This is a genomic window from Levilactobacillus muriae (genome assembly GCF_045862015.1).
Lineage (GTDB): Bacteria > Bacillota > Bacilli > Lactobacillales > Lactobacillaceae > Levilactobacillus > Levilactobacillus muriae.
In genome coordinates, this window is record NZ_BAAFRU010000008.1 from 1 (window position 1) to 26,024 (window position 26,024).

The 26,024-nt window shown below is 49.1% G+C and carries 25 protein-coding genes; 6 read left to right on the plus strand and 19 right to left on the minus strand.

All coding sequences use genetic code 11. The features are described from left to right. Positions 1–263: 263 nt before the first annotated feature. From ACKTSF_RS06795 to ACKTSF_RS06815, 5 genes are all read right to left on the minus strand, one after another. A complete protein-coding gene (locus ACKTSF_RS06795; protein ID WP_407887839.1) occupies positions 264–503 on the minus strand; it encodes a cytochrome b5 domain-containing protein in 240 nt (79 codons plus the stop codon). Between the two features lie 146 nt (positions 504–649). After that, positions 650–853, minus strand: coding sequence for a cold-shock protein (locus ACKTSF_RS06800; RefSeq protein WP_011668621.1), 204 nt, complete (start codon positions 851–853; stop codon positions 650–652). A 193-nt stretch (positions 854–1,046) separates the two neighbouring features. Then, complete coding sequence (locus ACKTSF_RS06805) at positions 1,047–1,655, minus strand: alpha/beta hydrolase (RefSeq protein WP_407887841.1); 609 nt, start codon at positions 1,653–1,655, stop codon at positions 1,047–1,049. Between the two features lie 11 nt (positions 1,656–1,666). Then, a complete protein-coding gene (locus ACKTSF_RS06810) occupies positions 1,667–1,987 on the minus strand; it encodes a hypothetical protein (RefSeq protein WP_407887843.1) in 321 nt (106 codons plus the stop codon). Positions 1,988–2,064: 77 nt separating this feature from the next. Continuing rightward, positions 2,065–3,192: an A/G-specific adenine glycosylase gene (locus ACKTSF_RS06815; protein WP_407887845.1), complete on the minus strand. Its 1,128-nt coding sequence runs from the start codon at positions 3,190–3,192 to the stop codon at positions 2,065–2,067. Between the two features lie 299 nt (positions 3,193–3,491). Between ACKTSF_RS06815 and ACKTSF_RS06820 the strand changes: the two genes are divergently transcribed. Both ACKTSF_RS06820 and ACKTSF_RS06825 read left to right on the plus strand, forming a co-directional pair. Then, positions 3,492–5,144: a peptide ABC transporter substrate-binding protein gene (locus tag ACKTSF_RS06820; protein WP_407887847.1), complete on the plus strand. Its 1,653-nt coding sequence runs from the start codon at positions 3,492–3,494 to the stop codon at positions 5,142–5,144. A gap of 354 nt (positions 5,145–5,498) precedes the next feature. Further along, complete coding sequence (locus ACKTSF_RS06825; RefSeq protein WP_407887849.1) at positions 5,499–5,666, plus strand: hypothetical protein; 168 nt, start codon at positions 5,499–5,501, stop codon at positions 5,664–5,666. Between the two features lie 131 nt (positions 5,667–5,797). Here ACKTSF_RS06825 and ACKTSF_RS06830 read toward each other — a convergent pair whose 3' ends face one another. Both ACKTSF_RS06830 and ACKTSF_RS06835 read right to left on the minus strand, forming a co-directional pair. After that, entirely contained in the window at positions 5,798–6,112 is a 315-nt protein-coding gene (locus ACKTSF_RS06830; RefSeq protein WP_407887851.1) for a DUF7671 family protein, read from the minus strand. Position 6,113: 1 nt separating this feature from the next. Then, on the minus strand, positions 6,114–7,148 hold the full coding sequence (locus tag ACKTSF_RS06835; protein WP_407887853.1) for a lipoate--protein ligase family protein: 1,035 nt from the start codon (positions 7,146–7,148) through the stop codon (positions 6,114–6,116). A 281-nt stretch (positions 7,149–7,429) separates the two neighbouring features. On the opposite strand from ACKTSF_RS06835, the gene ACKTSF_RS06840 reads away from it, so the two are divergent. Beyond that, positions 7,430–7,813, plus strand: a complete 384-nt coding sequence (locus ACKTSF_RS06840) for a glycine cleavage system H family protein (RefSeq protein ID WP_407887855.1) — start codon at positions 7,430–7,432, stop codon at positions 7,811–7,813. A 289-nt stretch (positions 7,814–8,102) separates the two neighbouring features. Next, positions 8,103–8,318, plus strand: a complete 216-nt coding sequence (locus ACKTSF_RS06845) for a P8 family protein (protein WP_407887857.1) — start codon at positions 8,103–8,105, stop codon at positions 8,316–8,318. Positions 8,319–8,378: 60 nt separating this feature from the next. Here the strand turns inward: ACKTSF_RS06845 and ACKTSF_RS06850 are convergent, their stop codons facing one another. The 6 genes from ACKTSF_RS06850 to ACKTSF_RS06875 form a co-directional block, all read right to left on the minus strand. Further along, a complete protein-coding gene (locus tag ACKTSF_RS06850) occupies positions 8,379–9,002 on the minus strand; it encodes a histidine phosphatase family protein (protein ID WP_407887858.1) in 624 nt (207 codons plus the stop codon). Between the two features lie 23 nt (positions 9,003–9,025). After that, a complete protein-coding gene (locus tag ACKTSF_RS06855) occupies positions 9,026–9,997 on the minus strand; it encodes a DMT family transporter (RefSeq protein ID WP_407887860.1) in 972 nt (323 codons plus the stop codon). Positions 9,998–10,252: 255 nt separating this feature from the next. Next, positions 10,253–10,897, minus strand: a complete 645-nt coding sequence (locus ACKTSF_RS06860) for a methionine ABC transporter permease (protein ID WP_407888166.1) — start codon at positions 10,895–10,897, stop codon at positions 10,253–10,255. Positions 10,898–10,936: 39 nt separating this feature from the next. After that, complete coding sequence (locus tag ACKTSF_RS06865) at positions 10,937–11,998, minus strand: methionine ABC transporter ATP-binding protein (protein ID WP_407887862.1); 1,062 nt, start codon at positions 11,996–11,998, stop codon at positions 10,937–10,939. 197 nt (positions 11,999–12,195) lie between these two features. Then, positions 12,196–13,011, minus strand: a complete 816-nt coding sequence (locus tag ACKTSF_RS06870) for a MetQ/NlpA family ABC transporter substrate-binding protein (RefSeq protein WP_407887864.1) — start codon at positions 13,009–13,011, stop codon at positions 12,196–12,198. A 512-nt stretch (positions 13,012–13,523) separates the two neighbouring features. After that, positions 13,524–14,072 (minus strand): DNA-3-methyladenine glycosylase I, encoded by a 549-nt coding sequence (locus ACKTSF_RS06875; protein ID WP_407887866.1) that lies wholly within the window; start codon positions 14,070–14,072, stop codon positions 13,524–13,526. 386 nt (positions 14,073–14,458) lie between these two features. Between ACKTSF_RS06875 and ACKTSF_RS06880 the strand changes: the two genes are divergently transcribed. Next, positions 14,459–14,599, plus strand: a complete 141-nt coding sequence (locus ACKTSF_RS06880) for a hypothetical protein (protein ID WP_407887868.1) — start codon at positions 14,459–14,461, stop codon at positions 14,597–14,599. 82 nt (positions 14,600–14,681) lie between these two features. On the opposite strand, the gene ACKTSF_RS06885 is transcribed toward ACKTSF_RS06880, so the two are convergent. Beyond that, the gene (locus tag ACKTSF_RS06885) at positions 14,682–16,322 is read right to left on the minus strand and encodes a peptide ABC transporter substrate-binding protein (RefSeq protein ID WP_407887870.1); all 1,641 of its coding nucleotides are present in this window, start codon (positions 16,320–16,322) and stop codon (positions 14,682–14,684) included. A gap of 416 nt (positions 16,323–16,738) precedes the next feature. Here ACKTSF_RS06885 and ACKTSF_RS06890 point away from each other — a divergent pair, with 416 nt between their 5' ends. Continuing rightward, positions 16,739–18,988 (plus strand): glycoside hydrolase family 3 C-terminal domain-containing protein, encoded by a 2,250-nt coding sequence (locus tag ACKTSF_RS06890; RefSeq protein WP_407887872.1) that lies wholly within the window; start codon positions 16,739–16,741, stop codon positions 18,986–18,988. Positions 18,989–19,044: 56 nt separating this feature from the next. On the opposite strand, the gene ACKTSF_RS06895 is transcribed toward ACKTSF_RS06890, so the two are convergent. The 5 genes from ACKTSF_RS06895 to ACKTSF_RS06915 form a co-directional block, all read right to left on the minus strand. After that, positions 19,045–19,491, minus strand: a complete 447-nt coding sequence (locus tag ACKTSF_RS06895) for a GNAT family N-acetyltransferase (protein ID WP_407887874.1) — start codon at positions 19,489–19,491, stop codon at positions 19,045–19,047. 12 nt (positions 19,492–19,503) lie between these two features. Then, positions 19,504–20,487, minus strand: a complete 984-nt coding sequence (locus ACKTSF_RS06900) for a choloylglycine hydrolase family protein (RefSeq protein WP_407887876.1) — start codon at positions 20,485–20,487, stop codon at positions 19,504–19,506. A gap of 530 nt (positions 20,488–21,017) precedes the next feature. Next, positions 21,018–24,179: an AAA family ATPase gene (locus ACKTSF_RS06905; RefSeq protein WP_407887878.1), complete on the minus strand. Its 3,162-nt coding sequence runs from the start codon at positions 24,177–24,179 to the stop codon at positions 21,018–21,020. Then, positions 24,180–25,310, minus strand: coding sequence for an exonuclease SbcCD subunit D (locus ACKTSF_RS06910; protein WP_407887880.1), 1,131 nt, complete (start codon positions 25,308–25,310; stop codon positions 24,180–24,182). A 5-nt stretch (positions 25,311–25,315) separates the two neighbouring features. Beyond that, positions 25,316–25,888, minus strand: coding sequence for a DNA-3-methyladenine glycosylase I (locus ACKTSF_RS06915; RefSeq protein WP_407887882.1), 573 nt, complete (start codon positions 25,886–25,888; stop codon positions 25,316–25,318). Positions 25,889–26,024: the final 136 nt, after the last annotated feature.

The window sequence follows — 26,024 nt, forward strand, 5'->3', positions numbered from 1 at the left end:
ATACACCTTATAAATTTAGTCTAGCAGTCTCACTTTAATTTTCAAATCTTTCTTAGTGAGGTACTGTTTAGTGTACACGAAATTTTGAAATATATTTATTTACAGAGCTTGACTAAACGTAGGAAAGAAGAGCCTGGGATAAAACCCCAGACTCTTCTTTTACTTTCCAAAGTTATATGGCTGAAACGTGGGACAGAAGGCAGCTGACTCCGCCTTTTATCCCACTCTTGCCTTTTTTTCTTTCTAAACCATCAAATTACAACTTATTCTTGATACTGACCCACAACGGGTAACTTCTTCAAAACCTTCCGACCGTGTGGCGACTGGCCATCAATCACACTGGTCAGTTCTTGACCAGCGAGGTTGCCATGATGCTTGCCACCAGCCCAAGCTTCCACACCAGAAACGTCATAAACAACGCCATCTACGGCCACATAGGCCGGTTGCCCGTTTTGACCATCAAACTTGGCCAATTCCGTGTGATCGAATACTTTTTCACTCACGTAAAACCACCACCTTAATTAGTTACTCCCATCATAAACTGACCGAACCAACAACTCAAGCAATTCGCTTTTCAGGTGATAATTAGAGTATAAAAAAAACACCAACCGAAGTTGGTGTTTTTTACGATTCAGTTTAGGCTAATAAATTAGTCGACAACTGAGACGTTAGCAGCTTGTGGGCCACGGTCGCCTTGTTCTACATCAAGGGAAACGTGTTGGCCTTCTTCAAGCGTCTTGAAACCTTCGCTGTTGATAGCGGAGAAGTGAACGAAAACGTCTGAGCCGTTTTCCAAAGTGATGAAACCGTAACCTTTATCAGCGTTGAACCATTTAACAGTACCTTGTTCCATAAGAATGAAACCTCCATGCGCATAGCGCAATAATATTTGCATTTGAAAGCTGGGGTAAAAAGGAGCCATTCTTATAAGAACGTCGAGCCTTTAAAACTTCCGAACCATAAATACATTAAACATAGGATAACAGGTATTTCGCAGAATAGCAAATGCAAACTTCGATATTTTTAAAGTATTTTGCAATAAGTGGCTAATTATTTTCCGATAACCACTCTTTAGCAGCTAAAACTTCTTGAGGGGTTAACACATGACTTCCCCCAGTTTGATAGAGCGTTGTGGTCGCCCCACTTTTGCGACAATCCGCCGCGACTTGTTCAACGGTCGCAACCGACACCAATGGGTCGCGCTGCCCGGCAGAGAGCCATACCTGGTAGTCTGTGCGCTGCCGATTTTGTGGTACTGCCAACCATAATGGATGGAATAAAAGGGCCCGTTTTCCAGGCAAAATTCCGGCACGAATTGCGTACGCAGCCATCGCCGCACCGTTAGAATACCCCACCGTAATGAGTCGATTAACGTCCCAATGATGATGCGCACAAATTATTTTTATTTCTTCGCATAGCCACGTCGATTCGGTCATAATTTGCTCTGGATCGACCGGGCCCGCAGCCGTCTGCTGGAAATATTGACGTTGTGCTCCGACCCCACTACGGCCCGCAATTGTGACCAGTGGACTCTGCGGGGCTAACCGACGACCAAAGTTCAACATTTCTGTATTCGTGCCACCAGTCCCCTGTAACAACAACACCGGCGGTTCCGTATTGGCCCCCGGTGCCATTTCAATTAAGTCTTCTGTCAAGACGCCGCCTCCTAGCGCCGAACAATCAACTCAATCTGGCCCTTCTGCGGTGCGAAATTAAGCCCCTCACATGGTTCGCCTAAGATCTTACCATACTCGGCTAAAACGTCGTCAGGCAGCGGTGTGTGCGTCTTCAGCCGTTCAATTAAATTTCCGGCTGAGTTCACGTCTGCTAGTGCAACAAACAATAAGGCGTTATCAATTAAGTCTCGCAACAAGTCAGTTAATAAGCTATTAGGCTTACCCTGGACGTTGGTCACCACAACCTGGTGGCTCTCTACTTCCTGGTGATTTACTGAAACTGTTTTTAACACATCAAAAATCGTTGGCACGACCAGTCACTCCCTCACGAATCCGTTTTCAGTTTAACTAGATGATACAGCAAATTGCGGCCAACGGAAACTAATTCTCATTCAAATAATGGAAAATCTTGTTGTTTAGCAGCCTGTCGCATCATTTTTTCCTGAACCTTAGGCAAAGGTAGCGCGGCGATTTCCGCTGCCGGCACCCATTTTCCCGGAAGAAACTCGAGTGAGGGTACGGTTGGTAAATCTGCCGTTAAAAGCTTTACATGCCAGCGTTGATGCGTATAGGTATGACTGACTGGTTGCCCGCCGACCACGGCCAAAGCGAGTGGAATCTGATAGTCGCTGGCCCACCGTCGCGTAATCTCCGCCACGTCATCGGCGAGCGTTGCGTCCGGATTCTCCGTGTGCAGATCTGCTTGCAAGACCAGTGGAAAACTCCAGTACCCCGTCAGCATTTCCTGGGTCCCACGCTGAACCATCAGATAACCGGCTGGCGAGTGAATCACGAGACCGTAGTACGGCATTGACTTGGGCCGTGGCGCCTTGGTCTTCACCGGAAAGTCCAACACCCTGCCTGCACGGTAAGAAGCATCAAACGCCTTAACTGGCGAATGCTCTGGATCGGGATTCTTAGCCGTCATATAGCTCGACCCCAGATCCATGATGGCCTGATTGAAGGCCCCTGGACGCTGCGGGTCAACGATGGGCTGAATGATTGCCGTAAAGCGCTGACGGGTCTTGGGTTTGGCAATGTCATCATCGATCATCAGTAGTCGGGCGAAAACACGAAAGGCGTTGCCATCCACCGCCGGGACGACCTGATCGAAGGCGATACTGGCAATCGCACTAGCCGTGTAGGGCCCAATACCCACGAGATCTTCCAACTCAGCCGCTGTTCGTGGCCATTCCCCGTGATAGTCCTCGACCAATTGTCGAGCAGCGCGCTGTAAGTTACGTGCCCGCGAGTAATATCCCAATCCTTGCCATGCCTTCAGTAGCGTAGCTTCCTCGGCAGTCGCCAGATCTTCAATCGTTGGGAACGTTGTGAGAAAGTTCTGATAGTAAGGAATCACCGTATTAACCTGCGTTTGTTGCAGCATAACCTCACTGATCCAAGTGTGATACGGGTTACGACCGTGCCGCCAGGGCAAGTCTCGACCCTCATTGTCATACCAGGTCAATAAAGTTTTCCGAAAGTCGCGGATCGTTGCCGCTGACCATTTTTCCATAGTGTCCCTCCGTCCTCGTTTTCCCTATTCTAGCGAATCCCGTGCGCTGCCACAAGCCTTCCGCACAACTAGACCTTGACGTGCCGCCATTGCTCCCCTATTATCAGGGAAGACTATTGGTTAACTATTGCCGCTTGCGGCAGTTAGGAGATGCTACCGTGCTGGAAAAGGCCTCTGCGGACGCCCGCCTTCATCGTTCTTAACTCCCTGCCGTCATCATACACCGGCCGCAGTCAACAATAGCCACATACATACGCTTTATTGAAGAAAATAAAAGTTTAACAATCGGAGGAAGCATCGTGAAACGTTGGGGAATAGTTCTTATTATACTGGTCTGTAGTGCCCTGAGTGGCTGCACGATCAGTCACGAAACGGATACACCCAGTGATAGTAAGGGCGTCATGTCTCGGGATCAGGTCTTAAATCTCGCTTCCCACCATCCCCTGACCACACTGGACACGGATAAACTTACTCAGTTTGGCCGCCTCAACAATACGATTGAGGGGCTTTACCAGGCTACTGACAATAACAACACCGAACTCGCCCTTGCCAAAAAGGTCAAGATCAGTGCTGATAAAACAACCTATACCTTTACCCTCTGGAAGGATTCTTACTGGAGTAACGGCGACGTGATCACGGCCCCAGACTTTGTCTTCTCCTGGCGACGCGCCCTGATGCCCAAGACCAAGGCTCCCGAGGCTGACCTCTTCGATGGGATTAAGAACGCCCGGCAAATTCTAGACGGTGACCTGCCTGCAAGCCAGTTAGGGGTCACGGCCCCCAGCAAATTCAAGCTGGTCGTTCACCTCGATCATCCCATGGCGGAACTCCCGCAGCGACTGGCCTATCCTCTATTTGGCCCGCAGAACCGACGCATCGCCATCAAATATGGCAAGCTCTACGCCACGAAGCCCCGCTACCAAGTTTATGCAGGGCCCTTCATGGTTGCCAATCGTGGGAGTTCTAAGTTGCGCTGGCACATGATTCCTAATCCGCATTACTGGGACCGCAAACACGTCTACCTCAGCCGTATCAACGTCGTGACCTATAAATCAGTGGCGGCGGCTTGGGATGCCTACGATCACGGTCGATTAGATGAGATGCGGATCATCGGCAAGTCCGATGTCAAATACTACGAAAAAAAAGCCGACTACACCGCTCGACCTTATTCCAAAATGGTGCTCCTTAACTATCGACAAACCGGAAATGATACCAAGGTCAATCACCTGCTCCAACAAAAGCTCGCCCGATTAGCCATTTCACACGCGATCAACCGCAAGCACCTGGTCAAACAAGCCTACGGTAATACCTCGCTGACTGCTCAGGGGGTTGTGCCGGCTGGTCTGAGTCGCGGACTCAAGGGCACTGCTGACTTTGCCGCGGCGCAACCCGAACAAGAGACCCTTGCTTACAGTCCTAAGACAGCAAAGGCTGAATGGCAGCTCGCAACCAAACGCGCTGGTGTGACACACGTGACCCTATCGCTCAGCTATCTGGCTGAAAGCAACGGCGCGACAGTGGCCAAGATTCTCCAGCACCAGTTAGAGACCACCTTACCAGGCCTCACAATCACCCTTAAGAAGCGTGTCCAGCCTCTCAATGCCCGCGTGGTCCCGGTCACTTCTGATCTCACCTTAACGACCCAACGCGCCCAATACGCCGATCCACTGGCAATTCTGTCCCTGTTCACCAGCCATAACAGCGCCAACGTCGGCCACTGGTCCAGCACCACCTACGACAGTCTGATCGATCGGGCCAGCAACGCCCCTACTTTCAATTCTAAGCGGTGGCAGACGTTGCTGAGTGCCGAGGGATTGCTGATGCGTGACCAGGGTGTCACGCCGCTTCTACAGCCTGCTAGTACCTACCTAGTTGACCCCCAGCTTAATGGTGTCCTCTACAATACCATCGGCACGCAGTCTAGCTTTAAGACTGCTTACTTTGTAAAATAGTCAACTAAGAGTTGAAAACTCAAGGAATCCTAAAATGGCCAGCTAACAGGGATTCAATCCACAAAATCAGTATCAGTCGAAAATTACCACCTGCGGCTGCCAGAGATTCCGGCTGCTGTGGGGACCGCCTGCGGCCTGAGAAGCGGTCCTCCGGCTCGGTTTGAAGCCTGCCAAAAATCGTCAGTCTCCAAACGCGTCCCACGCTTTAAGCTGCTGCTCAGCTAACACCGTCGACACAGCTACCTGCATCTCTGTCCTCCTCCGGTTACGACTGTTCTTCAACAGGATATTGAGGTGGTCATCACTGGACTGTCAACGTTTATCTAACCGCAATTGGGCACAATCTACGTAGGCGTGAGTGAGCCAAATTTAGGCTCAGCCGTGGGATTTTCCAAATGGGTTAACTTGGAAAATGGCGACTTTGAAGCGCGGGTTGGGCGGTTCAAAGCGAGCTGGCAGACCGCTTCTCAGGCTGGCGGCGTCCTACCCACCGCGTTCCAGCCTAAATTTGGCGAACGGTAAGCCGGCAGCTTTAGACCGTGTTGCCAATATCAAGCGTTATCTCCCTACTATGGACAATTTAACTCTCAACCTTCAGTAGTCAGGAAAAGTGAGCCTAAAAAAAGAACTGAGAAAAACTCCCAGTTCTTTTTTTAACGCTTCAATTGTTCCTGGGCAGTCGCGAGCACATCATCCCCAACGAATTCACTAGTCAGTCGGGCCATGGGCGTATAGCCATGCCGTTCCTTATATGGGACAGGATAGGCGGCCACCACGGCAACTTTCAAGTTGTTTTCGGTCAGAAAGATTTGCCCCACGCCACGATACTTGCCCTTACTGTGACGGCCAGTTCGCCACGAATGGAGCTTAAAATCACCGTCGGGTTCCCGCTTGATTTCATATTTACCGGAAGCGTTCGCAGCCACCGGAACCCCGACATATTGGTTCACTTCGTACTTTGCCTTCATGCTAAGCCTCTTCTACTAAAATTTTCGTCAACGGCGCGACGGCATCCGTCCCGATTACCGCGATCACGTCCGGTTGCTGGAGAATCGCCTGAATGGCCGCAGTCGTTGCTGGCTGTCCCATCAATTGATCCGTGATTGCCAGTAGCTCTGCTGGCGTGCCGACCGTCCCAAATAGTGCGACCGAGCGGAGTTCACCAGCATGCCGCGTATAATTTACATGTAGTTGGCCCGCAGCTAGTGTCAAACGATGGTAAGCCCGTAACCCGGGATTAGCCCCGTAGTTCCAGGCGTCCGTTTGATATTTTTCAACTAGCCGTTGGTCAATAATTTCCCAGTCATGTGCGGACAGGTGATACGTTTCCACCTCGTCCAGCCGGTCAACCTCAAAAATGTGCTGAAGCAATACCGTCTTAAAGTCTTGAATAGCCAAGTTCTGAAACTCCGGTGCCAGATACTGCCGAAGGTTGGTGATGGGCACGCGATTGGATGCTACCCCCCGATGCCGGCGTTCACTGACCGGAATCAGAGCTTGGTGGGCGGCGTCCACGTTCAAGTCATACATGATTGTCCCACCAGCCGCGTAGCCATCACCGCTCTTAAACATGGTCATACCGGAGAATTTCTTATCACCAACGACCAGATTACTTTTCTGACTAATCGCCAAGTCAGGCACACCCATAGCCGTCAATGCCTTTAAAATAGGTGCCGCGAAACCAGCGTAGTCTCCGAACTGTGACCCATCTTGGGGATCGCCATTGACAATGTGCTCAAAGATCAGGTTGCGCTCATCGTGATAAACGGCGCCCCCACCGGAGGTCCGCCGTACCAATTGAACATCGTGCTTGGCCAAGTAGTGAAAGTCCACTTCGGCTGTGACATTTTGGTTAATGCCAACGATGACGGCCGGCCGATTAACGTACATCATCAGGCCGTGTCCGGGGAGTTTGAGGTCATTGACCAAGTAATTATCGATGGATTGGTTGACCATGGCATCGGTCACCACTTGGCCCTGCCGATTCGTATCAATTAGAAACATAGGTGAAACCTCCTTGATTTAATTCCGTTGAAATCATCGCCTGCGTCTAAACTAGTTTCAATACTACTCCTAAGCCTAGCTAAATTATCCGCACCTTTATCAAGCTAATACTTAAAACTCTCCAATTACCCATCAGCAAAGTCAGCCATAATCCCAATATAATTTTGATTTTAGTTTAGCATATCCCCTTGCTGGCAACAACTTGGGCAAGAACATATTGTCAGCGGTTACAGCATAAGGGTATACTAAAGAACGTATTGAGATTAAGGGAGGAATTTACCATGCCTGAACAACAAAGACCATCCGTTTGGGAACTATTTAAAAGCTTCTTTCACCCAAAAAAAGCCGAACCAAAAGTCACCACGCTCAACGGCGTTTGGTGGGAGCAGCGGCACACCATCTACCGCTTAGGCATCACCAGCGAGGCCATTCAACAGCTCGGTAAGATTAGTTTTGCTGACCTTCTCATCGAGCCCGATCAAGTACTGGATCAGGATCAAGATATTATTGAGGTTGAAAGCGACAAGGCCGTGCAGAATTTCAAAACGCCATTTGAAGGGACGGTTGTGGATGTCAACCACTTCCTCATCGAAAATCCAGAAGCCATTACCACTAATCGTCAATTGGAAAACTGGGTCTTAGATATTCGAATTGATTTTGATTAATCTAATCGCCTTAATTAAAGGGGACACTACCAAAAAAAATTCTCGGTAGTTGCGCCCCTTTTCTAGTCGAACACTAATCATTGTCCCATTACCGCAAAAAGTCTACGTGTCAGTGGGAATAGCCTCCTATTAACACTTTTTCTCAAGCCAGAATTTGTCATCGCACCAATTCAGGTGAACAAAATATTTTCTATTTTCGATTGAGAGGACTACCATGAGAATTGAAGCCGGTGGTACCCATGCCAATCACAGATCCGCTGACCCCAAATTTTTTTTGGAGGTAATGGTTATGGCTGTTGTAGAAAAGACTGCTTTACTGGATGACCCAATGAAAGATGCATTTGACTGGTCCGATCAAAAGCTTCCTGTACGGGATGCTCTGTGGGACCACTTCATGGAATCCAATGGTCACAACACCGATGAAAGTGAAGCTTCAATGAAGGAAATCGATGCGAAGACCGATGCTGAAGTTCGGTCTTACGTTGAAGATAACCTCAAAAAGTAACCGGCTGTTTCAACCTAAAAATAACCTCGCCAACTGGCGGGGTTATTTTTGTCGTCTTCATTAAGTTAATTGTGGACTCACACTGTAGAATTTTAAATAGCGGTGGCCCGTTGTCGGATCAATTACCATTCGGGTAACACTAGTGTTCGTTGGTTCCGGTAACGCCGTGGTTGCCGGGGCTGCCAGCATCAACAGTGCCGTCGCCTTGATGGTCAGGCCGTGACTGACGACAAGAATGTGGTCATCGGGATGATCCACGACTTGTTCGGCTAGCCACTGGCCAACCCGGTGTTGAATCGCCAGGTAGGACTCACCGCCCACAGACGCTAAGACGTCTGGCAACGCCTCACCAGTGACTGCATCAAAATCCTGTGGTCGTTGTTCGCTGACTGCTGGTAAACTTTTACCGGTCCAGTCGCCGTAATCAGCTTCCATCAGTCGGTCGTCAAACGATGGTGTCAATGCCATCATCGTTGTCAGAGCTGCCGTTGTCTGTCGCGTTCGATGCAGCGGGCTACTGATCAATTGATCATAGTGTTCCCCCTGCAACCATTGTGCAAGGTGTTCAGCCTGCTGGAGACCGCGCACCGTCAAGTGAGTCGCTGTCGTATCCAATTGTCCTTGCATGATCTGGTCCACGTTTGCCTGCGTTTGCCCGTGGCGTACCCAATCGAAAGTTGTCATTTATTAGTCACTTCCTACTCCCATTAAAGCTCTTTCACAGTGTTTCGTCGACCCCGTTGGAGTAAATAAATTGCCAGAATCACTAAGATTGACCCAATAACTTCAGCACCCGAGATAGCCAAGCCTAGGAAAATAATCGATAGGATAAAGGTCATCACCGGTTGGACGGCATCCACGATACTGATGACATCGGACGGTGCAAAGTGGGTACTGTAAAGAATCAGTGAAAAGGGCACGATGGTCCCAAACACGATGACCGTGGCCATCGAGGCGACCAACGTCCCGGTCAACGGTGGCGTGCTAACCCATACCGGCTGATGCAGGTTGAAGATGATCCCGGCGATAAACGTTCCCCAGCCTAGCACCGTAATTGGTGAGTGGCCCCCACGCACCAATGGCCGTGGCAGCACCACGTAGCAAGCCGCAGTGATGCCGGAACCAATCCCCCACAGTAACGAATCGAATGGAATCGCTAACTGAGACAGGTTGCCTCGCGTAATGGCCAGAAAAACCCCCACCATCGCAATTCCAAAGGCGATCAGGTCGCTCCGCAGTGGCCGATTGTGCTTAAACAGCAAGCTTCCCAATACAATAAATAAGGGACTCAAATACTGCAGAATAGTTGCTGCCGCAGCATTCCCCGTCTGAACCGCGATGTAGAAAGTCAACAGGTTCGCACCCAATCCAATGACCGCGTAAGCAACGAGCCAGCCAACCTCACGCCAGCTACTAAAAACCGAAAAAGTCTTCTTCCAGCCATACAAGATAAAACTGATGATGAGCAACACTACGCCAGCGCCTAGAGTCCGCGCTGACAAGAACCAGTTGGTGGGAATGGACTGTCCCTGTGAAATAAACTGTAAAACTGTTCCGGACACCCCAAACATCGCCGAAGCAATGGTGGCCCAGAAAATACCTTTGATGACGTTCCCCGTCGATACCTCTGAATTTTTCAAACCTGTGAATCCTTTCTCTCTCACACTCACGGCGTGCATTATAATTCTCCAATTTTAACCGATATTCATTAGAATTTGATGGTAAAACAGAGAAAAATTCGATTGTGGCCAACTTTTTTCTGTCCCCGATACCCTTACTCCGCTGAAGGCCTGCCGCTAGCGCTCCGCAACACGACCTATACTTCTGGGCCTTCTGGCAGCCGCAGGTGACCGATTTTAACTAAGTGCATTCAGCTTTAGTGAATCGGACAAAAGTGGACGTGACTCACACTGAGTCACGCCCACACGCTCCGCCTAGGCCGTGTGGTCCACACGACGGGCGAGTAAGTCTCCAATTAATTGAATAGCAAAAACGATGACGAGAATAATCAGCATAGCCATAATGGTCACGTCAGTTTCAAACCGACTGTAACCGACATTGATGGCTAAGTTACCCAAGCCACCACCCCCGATGGCACCAGCCATCGCGGTCAGGTCGATCAGACTGATCAATGTTAGGACGGAGGAACGGATAATATCCGGTAGTCCTTCCTTTAAGTAAACACGGAAAATAATGGCAATCGGCCCGGAACCAACGGACTCAGCAGCTTCAACCACCCCATGGTCAACTTCGGCCAAGGCATTTTGAATCTGACGGGCATAGAACGGTGCGGAACCAATCACTAGTGGGACGATGGCTGCAGTCGTCCCAATCGCCGTCCCCACAATGATCCGAGTCAACGGTGCAATCACGGCCAGTAAGATAACGAATGGAATCGACCGACATAAGTTGACCAGCTTATCCAAGATGTTATAAACGACGCGATTTTCCAAGATACCGCCCGGTTGGGTGACAATCAAACCAATCCCGATAGCCATCCCAATAATCCCCGCAACGATGGCCGTAATGGCCGTCATATATAAGGTTTCACCAGTGGCCTGCAGGAAATCACTCTTCATTGTGACCGCGTTAGGAAAGTATTTTGCTAATAAATTCACTTAGGCCACCTCCGAATCGTTAGGGTTCAAATGGGTAATACTGATGCCGGCATCTTGACAATATTGCCAGGCAGCAGCCAACTTATCCGGCTCTCCAGACATCACCACAATCAAATTGCCAAGTGGCGTGTCCTGCAGAATTTCCACGTTTCCATATAAGATGTTCGAAACCACACCATACCGCTTATACAACTCGGTAATCAGTGGCGCATCGGTACTGGCCCCCACGTATTGCAGCTGAACCAATTGCTGGCTCTCGCTGAGGTTGAGGGATGCTGCTTGCCGGAAAATCTTTTCCAATGCTTGATTGATCTGCGTGGCCGTGTTGATGAAATCCTGTGTCAACGGCTTTTCTGGTCGACTGAAAATCGTAACCAAATCGCCCCGTTCGATGATTTCGCCAGCTTCCATGACGGCAACCTTGTTACAGATTTCCTTAACGGCTTCCATTTCATGGGTAATCAATACCACCGTCAGACCCAATTCCTTGTTCAGCCGTTTCAGTAATTCCAAAATGGATGACGTCGTCTTGGGATCCAACGCGCTGGTCGCTTCGTCACTGATCAGAATCTCCGGATCATTCGCCAAGGCTCGGGCGATGGCGACCCGTTGCTTCTGCCCACCAGAGAGCTGGGCAGGATAATCCTCAGCCTTTTCACTCAGACCAACCAGGTCCAGCAGGTGAGCAACCTTCTTCTTCCGGTTATCACGGGAAAGCCGGCCCTTTAAGGGGTAACCAACGTTATCCGCAATCGTCCGAGAAGCCATCAGGTTAAAGTGTTGGAAGATCATCCCAATTTTCGTCCGCGCAGTCCGTAATTCACGTGGGCTCAGTCCAAGAATGTCCTGACCACTGACCTCCACGGAACCGGCAGAGGGCCGTTGGAGCCGGTTAATCACCCGTACCAACGTACTCTTCCCGGCACCGGAATACCCGACGACCCCGTAGATCTCGCCACGTTCTACCGTCAACGAAACATTTTTAACGGCTTCAACGGTCTGTCCCTTATTATGGAAGGTGACGTCGATATCTTTTAACTGAATAATCGCTTCGTTAGTCAAATCTTCGTTCTCCTTACTCGCCTATGCTGGCAATTTTCTCTCTACTTATAAGTTATTTTCCAACGCCATCGCCAACAGCGCTCAGGCACCACTGCTGTGAGGATACCATTATCACCACAGCATGGTGCCTGTCAGTCATCAACGACGTGTAGTTGGTTAGCTTAAATTAACGTGATGCCCTGAAGACACGCGACTGTTTACCAAGCTGGAATCGTCAAACCATGGTAGTACTTCTTCAACAACTTCTTTGTAGCTTCAGTCTGGTAAGCCTTCACGATCTTCTTGTAGGTCTTGTTGTTCTTATCGGACTTGTTGGTTGCGATGATGTTGATGTAAGGAATGGAAGCCTTGTTGATCTTTTCCTTGTAGATCGTTTCGCTGTTTGGCAGCTTAGCTTCAGCAGCGAATTCGTTGTTGATCACAGCCCCAGCAGCATCAGTCAATGACCGTGGCGTTTGAGCAGCATCAACGGCCGTAATCTTCAAGTTCAGCTTGTTTTGTGTGATGTTCTTAGGCGTTGGTAATTCAACCTTTGAATCCACCTTGATCAAGCCAGCAGATTGCAGTAAATGTAGGGCCCGGCCTTCGTTGGTTGAGTCGTTAGGAATAGTGATTTGGTCACCCTTCTTGATGTCAGAGACACTCTTGACCTTCTTAGAGTACAACCGTAGTGGTGCGCGGACGGTCTTGCCGATGGAAACGATATGAGACTTGTGGGCCTTATTCCATTGATCCATGAAGTACGTGTGTTGGAAAGAATTCAAATCAATTTCGTGGTTCGTTAACGCAGCGTTAGGCTGGTTGTAGTCGGTAAAGGTGACCAACTTGATGTTGATCCCTTGCTTCTTCAATTTCGTTTGGATCGGTTTCCAAATCTTTTCGTCGGAACCCATGATCCCAATTTTAACGGTCTTGTTGCTGGAACTACTGCTGGACTTACCACAACCAGCAACGATTAACAATGGAATCAATAATACCAAGAGCCAACTAAAGTGTTTAAATGATTTCTTCATACTCAATATCCCCTTTATAGATAAGTCATAATTAATTTGTTTAAATGTCGCGAGAGAAAACGGTGACCAAAAGAAAAGAGTCCACTTCTAAATTAATAGAAACGAACTCTGTCGTGGTACCATTCTAATTCAAGTCAGACGTATGCCGACCCCTCATTAACACTCGCCAGCTTGCGCCTTAAAGTGCGTGCACGATAATGAGTGCCAAGCATTACCACTTCATCACTAGGACTTAGCGGTACCAATTCATTTCAGGCCATCTTCACCCCGCCGTGGGTTACTCGCTTTCAGCAAAACGCAAGCTCTCTTGAAACCATTGACGGTGGTTACTCTCCTGATCACATTGTTTTCAATCGCTTAATTTAATAGCAAGTCTAATGCAACTTTAATCCACTGTCAAGGAAAATCTTTAATAATTTTATTTATAAAAAGCCCCGTCCCACCGGGCTTTCATTGTCACGACACCATTTCAATCGGTTTCAAGTCATCCGAAACTCTCACGCAAATTTCACTTAATCAGCGATAATCTGCTCTCGCAAAATCCCCGCAGCCAGTAAGAACATATGCGTCACGACCGGACCGACGAAGCTGAACCCCCGCCGCTTTAAATCCTTGGCCACGGCACTGCCAATGGCCGACTGATTGGTCAATTCATCGCGAGTCACCGCTGGCAAAATATACGGCGTCCCTGCAACAAAAGCCCACAGATAGGCACTAAAGCTGCCAAATTCCGCCTGCACCTTGAGGATCGCCCGTGCATTCCGTAAAACGGCACGGATTTTCCGTTGATTGCCGATCATTTCGGCATCGGCAGCAATCTCTGGAATGGCCAATTCGTCGATCATCGCGGCCACCTCAGGAATTGCCATACCAGCAAAGACGCGCCGGTAGACCGGCAACTTACTGGCAGCCGCCTGCCAACTCAATCCGACTTGGAACACACCAACCGTGAGCAGTTCGAACAGGACATGGTCATCGTGCGTCGGCGTGCCAAAATAATTGTGATACTCCTGCACACCATCCGTGTGCCAGTTTTGGCCGTCGTTTGGACTGATGGTCATGGCTATCTTCCCCTTTCTTTGCTAAATCTATTGTACACGAAGACCGGTTGCGATGCGATTGCCTGCGAGGTTGAGTGCCTATTCACTGCGCTAACATAGATTTCACCCTCCGGTACCGAGCCCCTAACAAGACTTTACCAAAACATCTACAACTTGGATTCACCTGATGATGCGTAACTCTTCCCGGCTAACCATTTACACGCCCAAAAACAAAGACCATTAATTCTGGCGTTTGGTCCAGAATTAATGGTCTTTAAGGGTGATAACTGGGCGTCTAGACAACTCTCTGATTTAGAAAAGCACCTTGAAATCAGCCAGCGCCCACCACTGACAATTTCCTAGAGACTGAAGGTTGAAAGTCCAAGTACTCCTAGAAAAGCCCAACCGTGGGATTTTCCAAGCGGGTTAACTTGGAAAATGGCGACTTTGAAACGCGGGTTGGGCGGTTCAAAGCGAGCCGGCAGACCGCTTCTCAGGCTGGCAGCGTCCTGACCACCGCGTTCCGGCCTAAATTTAGTGAACGATAAGCCGGCTGGTTTAGACGACGTCACCTAATTGTAGTCTCAGTATCGTTGTTGCAACAATGACCAATGACGATCGGTCCGCTAGCTATTTAATATAAGCGTACTTGTAACTCCACTGCGTCCCCGCGGTGTTGTGAATCACGCCCTTGATCGTTGCGCGCTGCAGATAGGCGTAGTTAGCCTGGTAAAGTGGCGTAAAGCTCTGTTCCTTGTTGATCAGCTTAGACGCTTTGAGCATGTCTTGCCACCGCGCTTCGTTGTTCCCAGCGTCAGCGCCCTGAGCCTTGTCGATCAAGGCATCATACTGCTTGTTGGACCACTTGCCGTAGTTCAATGCGTTTGAACTTACTGGAATCTGTAGGAAGGAGATGGGATCGTTGAAGTCGGCCCCCCAGTGAGACAGATAGAGATCGAAGTCTCCACTGGTCGAGCGTGACTGGGCAACGGAAGCTGGGACGTTTTCAATCTTCAAGTTGAACCCACTCAGGTTCTTTTCCAGTGTGCTCTTCAGGTATTGCGTGACCGTGCTGGCCGCCACATCATCGTTTCCGGCTAAGATGTTCAGGTTGACCTTCTTGATGCCCAATTGTTTCAAACCAGCCGCCCACTTTTGCTTGGCCAACTTAGGGTTATAAGTCGTGGCGTTCTTGACCGTCTGTTGCTTGGCAAAGTCTTCACCAGTCTTAGGATCACTCGCCAAACCACTGGCAACAAACCCAGTTGGCGTAACGGAACCATCCCCTAGCACCTTCTTGGTCAACTGACTGCGATTGATAGAGAGTGCAATGGCCTGCCGAATATTACGATTATTCATGATCCGCCGTTTCTCTTGGTTAGCATCCTTGAAGTTATACTTCAGATGAATCACGATGGAATATGGGTATTCCTTGAAGGCACTATTATTCTTGTAATTTTTAACCTGTTCCGTTGAAAGCTGCGCGAAATCAAGCTTCTTATTCTGATACAGGCTCAATCCTGTCTGTGGATTGGTAACGACTTGATAGTTAATTTTTTGAAGCTTAACAACCTTTTTATCCCAATACTGATTGTTTTTGACGAAGGACCAGGTATTCCCCGTCCCACTCCAGTTGCTGATCTTAAAGGGACCACTGTAGACCATGTATTGTGACTTGGTCGCATACTTTTTACCGTACTTGTTGATAACTTTTTCATTTTGTGGGGCAAATAGTGGGTAAGCCATCAGAATCTTGAAGTACGCAATCGGCTTATCCAACTGAATCACGACCGTCTGCTTGTTCTTGGCGTGAATCCCAATAGACTCAGGATTGGCTTTACCAGCAATGATCTTGTCCCCGTTCTTAATGCCGGAAAACATGGTCGTGTAGGATGCCTTAGTGGCCGGCGTTAGCGTTCGCCGCCAGGAATAGACGAAATCTTGCGCGGTAATCTTGTCACCATTACTCCACTTGGCGTTATTTCGAATATGGAAAGTCCACGTCTTCTTATCCTTGGAGACTTTGGCGGAGTCCGCTAATCCTGGTGCTACCTTCCCGTTCTTACCTAGACGGTAGAAACTTTCAAAGACGTTTCCTGTCTGACCATACCCCGTGGCTTTGGCCAGGTCAATAGTGTCTAGCTGTGCCGTGGCGGGCAAATTTAACTCTTGCGCTGGCTTAGTCGTCGATGCCGATTGGCCGCAGGCAGCTAATCCCACTCCCATTGCAACAACTGCGGCAACCAAGCCAATACCGGTCCATTTTTTCATAAAATTCATAGCTCCCTTTTCCTCAAATTTAGTGATGTGCAATCCTAAATTCGTGATTAAGTACAGAAAAAGGCGGGTCTCCCCTCACATAATCGTGATGGGAAACCCGCCTACACTGACAACAATTGCTGTTGTCGTCGCTATGTAGTACTACCGGTTAGCCGGAAAATCACGATTAAACGCAACACAAACAAGCACGTTACATTGGCAACATGCGGCTAACATCATTTGTTGTTGGTTGGCGTTTACGAGCATCGTGATTTTCCCTCCTAACTTTTTGTAATCGAATTGGATTGCACAAGATTAAAGATAGCCTTCTTCTGGTGATTTGTCAAAAGAAAAAACTCGCCACTAACATCTCCCCCTGGAAAACTGTATACTGGTGATAGTTGAACGAGTAGAAAGGATTTGAACGTATGGACATCGAACGAACGCTTGCTGCACTAACGTTACCGGAGAAGGCCGCACTGGTCTCCGGCAAGAATTTTTGGTATACCGCTGCCGTGGACCGTTTAGGCATCCCGGCACTGATGATGACGGATGGACCTTCCGGGTTACGGAAGCAAAAACCCACCGCCTCGGCCGGCGACATTACGGATTCGGTTCAAGCTATCACTTATCCCGCCGCAGCGCTGAGTGCCAGTTCCTGGAATACGACCCTGATGCGTCAACTAGGAGAACATCTTGGCGAAGAGGCTCGCGCAGAACAAGTGAGCCTGTTGCTGGGACCCGGTGTCAACTTGAAGCGGTCCCCCTTGGGTGGTCGCAACTTCGAGTACTTATCCGAAGATCCCTTGGTTGCTGGTAAATTAGCAAGCGCCTATGTCGATGGCGTTCAATCTCAACACGTTGGGGTTTCAGTCAAACACTTTGTTGCCAACAACCGGGAAAATCAACGGTTCACGGCCTCCAGTGATATGTCGGCCAGAACCCTCCGTGAACTTTATTTACGAACTTTTGAAATCATTACCAAAGCCGCCTACCCAGCAACGATCATGACCTCATACAACCGGACCAATGGTGTCTTGAACTCGCAGAACCGCCATTTATTGCGCGATATCTTACGCGACGAATGGGGCTTTCACGGTGCTATCATGTCCGACTGGGGCGCGGTGGCCGACCACGCAGAAGCGCTCAAGGCCAGTCTCGACCTGGAGATGCCAGGAAAGGGTCAAGCTTCGGCGGACGAAATCATTCGTGCCATCCAAACAGGCGAATTGGATGTGGGAACCTTGAATAAGGCCGTCCGGCACCTACTTCACGTCGTTGACAAATGGCAGCCAGCGGATACGGCCGGCACTTACGACCACCAAGCCCATCACGACTTTGCACGTAAATTGGCCGATGACAGTATTATTCTCCTGAAAAACCATCAAAACGAATTGCCTCTAAAGCCTGCCAAGGCGGGCAAAATCGTGGTAATTGGTGAACTGGCCGAACATCCTCGCTACCAAGGTTCTGGAAGCTCCCACGTTAATCCAACGAAATTGGTGACCCCACTGGAAGCCTTGAAGGACACTGGTTTACAAGCAGATTACTACCCTGGTTACCGATTGGATGAAAGTGAAACGGATGATCAACTGGCACAAGTGGCGCTCGACGCTGCCAAGGACGCCGATCACGTCATCGTTTTTGCAGGGTACCCAGCTGCGGATGAATCAGAAGGCTTTGACAAGAATGCCATCTTGCTGCCTGAAAATCAAACAGATCTGATTGGATCATTGGCAAAATTGAATGAACACACAACTGTTGTTCTGCAAAATGGGTCCGCCGTTGAAATGCCTTGGATTCACACCGTTGCGGCGGTGGTTGAAACCTACCTGGCTGGTGAAGCTGTGGGTGAAGCCACTTGGGATATTCTAACAGGAGCAGTCAATCCTTCTGGTCACTTGACCGAAACATTCCCAGTCCGTCTGACGGACACCCCAATGGCACCAACGTTTGCTCAAGATCCGCGCCACGAACTTTACTCAGAAGGGATCTTCATGGGCTATCGGTATTACGATACTCATGAAATGCACGTTCTATACGCCTTTGGCCACGGTCTGAGTTACACTGAATTTGAATTTACGAGCTTAAAGATCACCCAAAGCGAACACGGCGCAACCGTCTCTTTTGACGTCACCAACACCGGTGACTGTGTGGGACAAGCGGTACCACAACTTTATGTGGCCAACCACACCTCACACGCACCAATGCCAACGAAAGAGCTTCGTGGATTCGCCAAGATTACGGTTGACCCGGGTGAAACTAAACCTGTCATTCTGAAATTAACCCGTCAAGATTTTAGCTGGTGGCGTGAAGGTAAGCATCGCTGGCAAGCTGATTCTGGCGATTATGAAGTCATGATTGGCCAATCATCCCGTGATATTCGGCTGCAAACCAAACTGACCATGGACTTCAAGAATTCGCCAGCCCCCATTACGGATGAGACCTATCTCACCGACGTTGCTTGGAATTCTCGCTTGTTAGCGCTCTTTAAGAAAACTGTGATTACACCAGCAAGCCAGGATGGTACCACCCTGTTGGGCGCAACGGATGCGGATGGCACTCCAACTATTCTGCATGATCGCATGTTCCTTAACATGCCGTTGCGGGCGCTGACTGCTCAAGGTATTCCCGCTGACCTAATCGAAGACTTTATCCGTGCCGCTAACGCACGTTAACTGTATGAAAATGACCGTCCTCCCAATTCTCGGGATGACGGTCATTTTGTTGTCAACTAAGTTAAAGACAACACCATATCAATGTGGGGAATACCGGTATCTAAATAAACGGCACTCGTGGGCTGAAATCCAAATGAAGCGTAGAATTTCTGCAAGTAGGCCTGGGCCTGAATCACAATGGTCTGGGCTGCCGGATAGGTCCGTTGTGCTGCAGCAATGGCAGCGCTGACTAACCGTTGGCCCGCACCATTTCCGCGATGACTAGCTGCCACCAACACGCGACCAATTCGAATTTGTTGTCCTTCATCCATCAACCGAGCATAGGCCGTAATTGCTCCGGTGGCATCCTGCGTAAACAAGTGCTGCGCCTGAACATCGAGGTCGTCGACTTCCTGATAAGCGCAGGTTTGTTCCACAACAAACACAGCCACTCGAACCCGATAAATTTCAAATAACTCCTTAGTCGTCAGCTGCTCAAACGATTTCTGTTGAAAGCCTGACATTCACTCACCCGCCTAATTTAAATGTTTAATATGTGTCCGATGCGCCAAGGGATACTCAACCGGTGTATCCCAATCGGTCAGCATCTTATCTGTGATTTCAACACGTTGTAATTCCAGATTATCGTAAGGTTCCATGTAATAGGCCCGCTCATTAAGACCCATGTAGCCACGATATTGTGTGTAATCACTGCTACCATCTTGCTTGAGCTTAACCCCCTTGGGGATGGTGACGCCATCCAGCAAATGTTGCAGGAGGTTCATCGTAGATGGTGTATCAGCAGTCGGCTGGCTAAAGTGTTTGTTGAAGACGGTCCGGACAAAGCGGGATGGTGACGTATAGTCCCCTGGCATGCCAAACGCTCCGGTTCCTGGACCTACCGTCTTCAAATTGAAACCCTGGTAATCATGCAATGGCCGCGTATCGGCAACCAAAGTGCCATACGTACTCAGGTTTTGTAAGTGCCAGCTCAATTGTGGTGAGTTCGCCATGACCCCAACGGGATCTTCAATCAGATGAAGATCGTGATCCGTAGCCTCTAAGACCGCCGTGTCCCCAGAAGGATCACTAAAGATGAAATGTAGTGGCACCGTGATACCCAACAAGGCAACCGGCTTATCCATAATTTGAACGGTCGTAATCAATTCACGTAAATCAGCCACACTCTTTGCATTGCCCAACACCCAAGCCGTCAAATCATGTGGCGCGATGCCCAACTTGTCGGCTGGCACTTCTTCGGCATAGTTGGCGTAATCGGAGAAGTACAGTGCAGCAGCACCTAACCCGTATTCGTTAACGCCGTCGACAAAGATATAATGACTCAGATTCCGACCAGCACCTACGAAACCGTATTTCGTGGTGAACTCACCTGCGTCCCCTTGAATTTTCTGTTGCCGTGGCATAAAGATTGGCTGACCACCCAACTCGAAGCCAAAATCCATGGTCCGTGCTAAGAAGTGATCACCTTGGCTATTCTCATAGGTCAAACTAGTACACATCAAAATCATCCCGTTTCTAATTTAGTTATTCATTATTCTAAACCTAAATTAGACGTTGTGCACGGATAATCGTTGATTATATAACCGATTGTGTCAAATCCCGCTAAATCGCGTCATGCCGCCGTTTAACGGTTTAAGCCTAGAACCGTATTCGGCTAAAACCGTCAGCTACCAAAATTAGCTGACCAACAGAAGTTCACTAGGAAAACTAGGTGTTTTTACAGTATCTCGCGGTTCTCAGATGTCCATCCACAGCGTCCTCGGGTATTCTTGACATGGAAAGTATGCCAGCTAGATTTCTACCACCCCCAAGGCGCTAGTCAATTGGCCTTATAGTCAGCGCAGTCGCCAAAATTAACCAGTCATAGATGGCCGACATCGCTTTATCAAAACAGGTAACCTATCAACTCTATTACCAGGCTACCTGCCCGTTAATCGCTCAAATTACCCTCCCTTTCAGGAACCGTTCGGCCAATCACGACATACTTTTCCGCTAGGAGCCGTCACCCATCATTGATGACGGCTTTTTTCTAGCTTTCGTCGATTTGATAAGTGATTTTACTTTCACCATTACCATTGCTAACAACCTGCAATTGATTAGGAACCTGCGCGCGGAGTTCACTGACATGGCTAATAATACCAATCATACGATGCTGCCCTTCGACAGTCTCAAGTGATTCCAGAGCCGTCATTAAAGCATCCTCGTCGAGAGAGCCAAAACCTTCATCGATAAATAATGCATCAACGTCTACACTACCTGTGGTCTGCTGAATCACTTCACCCAAAGCCAGAGCTAGGGCTAACGCCGCAATAAAGCTTTCCCCACCGGACAGCGTATGCACACTACGCTGCTCACCAACGTGATCATCATAAACATTGATTTCCAACCCGGAATTTTTCTTAAATGTTGCCGGTTGATCGTCCACCAAGAACTGATACCGATCATTGGTCAACTGCTGTAAACGCTGGTTACCCACCGTTAAAATTTGCCGTAAGTAGGTTTGTAAGACGTATCGTTCCAATCCCAGCTTGCTATTTGGACCATCCCCATTGACAACTCCCGTCAATTCGGTGAGTTCCTGAGTCTCTTTGAAGGCGACCGTCTGCTGGTCAATCTGCGTTTGTAATTGTTTCACCAACTGATGATTGTGTTGATAACGATCCTGTTGCTCATGCCGTTGGTCCTGTAAAGTGGCAACCCTTTCCGTCGCGGCTTTCAGTGCAGCCTGCGTTTGGTCACGGTCCGGTACAGGTTGATCCAACACACGCTTCTTCAGTTCGGCAATCGTGGTAGCTACCTGTTCTTGTTGCGTGCGGAAAACTTGTAATTCTTGCCGTTTGGTAGCCAGTGAATCGTGCTTGGTCATTTGTGCCGTAACGATGGCTTCTGTGTCCTCATTAACTATCTCGAAATGCTCAGCCAAAATTGTTTGTACCGCACTGGCCGCCTGTGTCAACCGTTGGTCACTCTGGGTGAGTTCCTGCGTTGCCGTCTTGAACTCTGTCGTCACAATTGTCAGCCGGTCGTTGGCTTGCGTCACTTGCTTAGCCGCTGCCTCCCACGTCTGTTGATCCACCAGCAGTTGCTGTTGTAGCTTCTCCTCTTGATGCTGAAACTCAGCCAGTGTTGGCGCTGTATCCGACAGTTGTTGCTTCTGCGTCGCCAATTGTGCCGTCAGCCGATCCACATGACTAGTCTCTGTTTGCTGGGCAGCTTCATCAGTCTTTAGCTGCTGCGTGAGCCGTGTTGCGACTACCGTCAGCTGTTCAAGCGTGTGTTGCGCCGTCGTCACCATCGCCAATTGACGATCATTCTGCGTTTGATCAGCCTGCTGCTTAGTAGCCAACTGCGCCAAATGGTGAGTGAGACTGTCGAACCTGTTAACTGTCCCATCTGCTTCAGACAACCCAACGCTTTTTAAAAGTGTGGCCATCCCCTGTTGTTGTGGTTCCTTTAGCTCGGTTAAGGTAACCTGTAGATTCTGTAACCGTGCCTTCAGTTTCGTCAGTTGCGCCTGTTCCCTTTGAGCCTGTGATTGTGCCGATTGGACCTCTGCCTCGGTAACTGTTGTATCAGTGACCGCGGTTGGCGCCGGGTGCTCTGTCGACCCACAAACGGGACACGGGCTGCCTGGCTTCAACTGTCCAACCAATCGGACAATTTCATGCGCTAACAGCTCTTGATTCAACGTCTCGGCCTGTTGCTGTGCAGTCAGCGCCGTTTGCGTTTGTACAGTCAATTGCGCCGTTAAATTGTCTATCTGGTGGACCAGTGTCTGCTGTCTCTGGTCTACTGCCTGCAACTCTGCTAGTTGTCGGCGCCACTCCTTTAATTGTCCCGCCCGTTGAGTCAATGTATGCTGCGTCTGGTAGAGTGTCGCTTGAGTTGCAATCACAGTTTGTTGGACTTGCTGCTCCTTTTGGTTCGTTTGTTGCTGTTGTTGTCCTTTGGTAACGCGCTGTTGAACGGTCAACAACGCCGTCTGTGCCGAGGATACTTGTTGCGTTAACTCTGCAATCTGACGATAGACTGGCTTGATCTTAGCTTGTTGCGCAAGCTGATCTTTTGTGGTGTTAATACGTACTTCCACTGGTGCCAACTGCTGTTGGGCTGTCAATGCCTGTTGTTTAGCCGACTGAGCTGCAGTTAGCCGTGCCTGGGCTTGTGTCACCGCTAATTGTCGACGTTGATGATTGGCTTGGGCTAACTCACGCTCCTGCCACTGCGGTCGAATCTGTTGGGTCCACTCCAGCTCTGTGATCAACTGCTGTAACGCATTCATGGCTGGTTGTTGCGCTACTAACGTTTGTTGACGCGCTTGCTCTTGCGTTAACTGGTGCTGGTCCCGAATGAGCTGTTCCTCACGTGTACCCTGTTGTGTCAGCAGCGTCACATGGTTCTGAGCTGTTGTCACTTGCGTTGTGAGCTGTTGCATCGCAGTTTGTGTCGTGGACTGTTGCATCGCCATCAGTGTCAGTACTTCCGTTGTCTGTTGAGCCTGTAATAAAGACGCTGCTCGTCCCTGATTGACCTCCGTCCAGATCAAACTCGTCTCTAAGCGCTGCAATTCCTTTGCGGCTTCCGCATTCTGTGCACGATCTTGACGTAATTTGTCGCGTAATTTATCCGTCCACTGGGCAAAGATCTCCGTGTTGAACAGTTGCTCCAATACCGCCGCTTTGTCTTCACTAGGGGCCACTAGAAAGCGACGGAATTCCCCCTGTGGTAGCAAGACGATCTGGGCAAACTGCTTGCCGTCCATCTGCAGGAGATTTTGTAAATAGTCGTTGACCTGCCGTGTCTTCGTCAACTGCTCTACCTCGGTACCGTTCTCAAACACTGTGAGTTCAACACTGGCGGCAGCCCGAGTCACACCAGATCCACGCTTTTTCTGCAAGGTTTGGGCTGGTTCCCTAATAATACGATAGCGCCGATTACGATGGTTAAATTCAAAAGTCACGCGCGTATGATCTGCGGTCGTGGCAAAGTCTGATCGCATCTCCTGAGGTTCCCGATCCACACCAGAAGATTGATCAAATAGTGCATAGCACATCCCATCAAAGATGGTGGTCTTGCCACTCCCAGTCTTTCCACTAATCAGAAATAATGGTGTCGCGTCAAATTTTTGAAAGTTAATCTCCTCATCGCGATACGGGCCAAAGTATTGGAGGTGTAAGGTTAGTGGTCGCATTTAGTCAGCCTCCTTCATCGCTTGTTGTAACGTTTGCTTCGCCCAATCTGCTTGCTGGGTAGTCAAGGCGTGTTCCGTCACTGTCTTAAAAAAATCATCTAGTAAAGACAACGGATCTCGTTGAACCTCCTCAATGTTGAGGGTTTCCGGTGTCACGTCCAACTGGTTGACCCGCTGCAATTCAATAATCCTTGGAAAGCGTGTCTTCAGTCGTTGCATCACATTGGCAATCGGCGTCGTATCCGTTAACGCCACCGCAATAAAATCGTCTGCCTTCACGGGATAATTAACCTCTGCATCCATCAAATGCTCAAAAGAATCGGTCAGTACAATCAGGTCGTTCAAGGGTTTTAAAGGCTTGAACGTGACGGATACCGGCGTTTGATCCGTATCAACGATCCAGACACCCTTGGTATCTTCGGCTTCGCTGGTTGAAAACTTCAAGGGTGAGCCACTGTACTTAATCGTTGGTTCATTCTGCAAAGCTTCCTTGCGATGTAAGTGCCCTAATGCCACGTAGTCAAATGGTGCCAGCAAATCGACAGGAACCGCGTTCAAGCCTCCCACCTGTACCAGTGTTTCCGAATCACTGTGTTGACTGCCTGCCGCAAAAAAATGGGCAATCAGCACGTGTTTTTTATCCGACGCAAACTGTTCTTGCATGGCAGCAACTAGTCGTTTCATCCCTGCAGTCACGGTCTTAATGCTGTCATCTTCAAAATACTGTCGGACCGCAAACGGCTCAAAATAAGGCAATAAAAAGAATTGTGTATCCCCGAGGACAACTGGCCTGACACTATCCGAAATCCGCGTATTCAAGTAAAAGTCGGTACTACTGAACCACTCACTTCCCTGACTCAAACGAACTGCTGAATCATGGTTCCCACTGATTGCTAACAGTGGAAAATGCTGTTTTCGATTCAGGTCAACCAGCATGGCATCCAATGTACTAACCGCATCTTCACTGGGGAGTGCACGATCATAGAGATCCCCAGCAATTACCACAGCGTCCACTTTTTCAGCGATTGCAATGGCCTTGATCTGCTCGTAAGCGTCTCGCTGCTCCGTCAGCAAGTCATACCCATGAAGCTTCTTGCCAATGTGCCAATCGGCTGTATGTAAAAATCGCATCGCGTTTATCCTCTCTTCTGTTGGTTCTCTGGTGCCCAATCGCAAGACATGAGGTGGTCGTTGACCAGCCCCGCAGCTTGTAGAAACGAATAGACTGTCTTAGGCCCGACAAACTTGAATCCCCGTTTCTTCATTTCACGGGAAATGTGTTGTGCCAGGTCAGTCGTCCCGGGAATCTGGTCCGCACTAGTCAGATGATGGTGAATCGGTTGATTGCCAACAAGCCCCCACAACCAAGTTGAAAAATCCGTCGTATCTGACCAGTTGACCAAGGTCTGGGCATTGTTGACCGTTGCTTCAAGTTTGCGACGATTCCGAATAATGGCGGCGTTAGTCATCAACTGATCCACATCGGCTGGTTGCATGGCTGCGACGGTCGCCACGTCAAAGCCATGGAAGGCCGTTTCAAATGCTGCCTGTTTATTTAATACGATCTGCCAGCTCAGCCCCGCTTGATATGTTTCCAAACAAAGCAACTCAAATAGTTTCTGTTCATCATGCTCTGGACGCCCCCAAACCTCATCGTGATAGCGTTGCATTTCCGGAGAAGACGTCGCCCATTCACACCGTTTAACCATCATGAAACCTCCCTTTTTTCTACTGACCTTACTATACCAGATTACCGTTGGAAACACCCGAACAAATGTTCACTTTTATATTTTTGAAATCGGTAACATCCCCGTCATGACTGAAAAATCCACAAAATAATTTGTA

Coding starts and splice junctions, on each gene's coding strand:
- ACKTSF_RS06905 (WP_407887878.1), bottom strand. CDS start 24,179: ATGCGACCACTAACCTTACACCTCCAATACTTTGGCCCGTATCGCGAT.
- ACKTSF_RS06890 (WP_407887872.1), top strand. CDS start 16,739: ATGGACATCGAACGAACGCTTGCTGCACTAACGTTACCGGAGAAGGCC.
- ACKTSF_RS06895 (WP_407887874.1), bottom strand. CDS start 19,491: ATGTCAGGCTTTCAACAGAAATCGTTTGAGCAGCTGACGACTAAGGAG.
- ACKTSF_RS06830 (WP_407887851.1), bottom strand. CDS start 6,112: ATGAAGGCAAAGTACGAAGTGAACCAATATGTCGGGGTTCCGGTGGCT.
- ACKTSF_RS06855 (WP_407887860.1), bottom strand. CDS start 9,997: ATGCACGCCGTGAGTGTGAGAGAGAAAGGATTCACAGGTTTGAAAAAT.
- ACKTSF_RS06815 (WP_407887845.1), bottom strand. CDS start 3,192: ATGGAAAAATGGTCAGCGGCAACGATCCGCGACTTTCGGAAAACTTTA.
- ACKTSF_RS06885 (WP_407887870.1), bottom strand. CDS start 16,322: ATGAAAAAATGGACCGGTATTGGCTTGGTTGCCGCAGTTGTTGCAATG.
- ACKTSF_RS06870 (WP_407887864.1), bottom strand. CDS start 13,011: ATGAAGAAATCATTTAAACACTTTAGTTGGCTCTTGGTATTATTGATT.
- ACKTSF_RS06850 (WP_407887858.1), bottom strand. CDS start 9,002: ATGACAACTTTCGATTGGGTACGCCACGGGCAAACGCAGGCAAACGTG.
- ACKTSF_RS06840 (WP_407887855.1), top strand. CDS start 7,430: ATGCCTGAACAACAAAGACCATCCGTTTGGGAACTATTTAAAAGCTTC.
- ACKTSF_RS06875 (WP_407887866.1), bottom strand. CDS start 14,072: ATGACCATCAGTCCAAACGACGGCCAAAACTGGCACACGGATGGTGTG.
- ACKTSF_RS06800 (WP_011668621.1), bottom strand. CDS start 853: ATGGAACAAGGTACTGTTAAATGGTTCAACGCTGATAAAGGTTACGGT.
- ACKTSF_RS06910 (WP_407887880.1), bottom strand. CDS start 25,310: ATGCGATTTTTACATACAGCCGATTGGCACATTGGCAAGAAGCTTCAT.
- ACKTSF_RS06900 (WP_407887876.1), bottom strand. CDS start 20,487: ATGTGTACTAGTTTGACCTATGAGAATAGCCAAGGTGATCACTTCTTA.
- ACKTSF_RS06845 (WP_407887857.1), top strand. CDS start 8,103: ATGGCTGTTGTAGAAAAGACTGCTTTACTGGATGACCCAATGAAAGAT.
- ACKTSF_RS06860 (WP_407888166.1), bottom strand. CDS start 10,897: ATGAAGAGTGATTTCCTGCAGGCCACTGGTGAAACCTTATATATGACG.
- ACKTSF_RS06835 (WP_407887853.1), bottom strand. CDS start 7,148: ATGTTTCTAATTGATACGAATCGGCAGGGCCAAGTGGTGACCGATGCC.
- ACKTSF_RS06915 (WP_407887882.1), bottom strand. CDS start 25,888: ATGGTTAAACGGTGTGAATGGGCGACGTCTTCTCCGGAAATGCAACGC.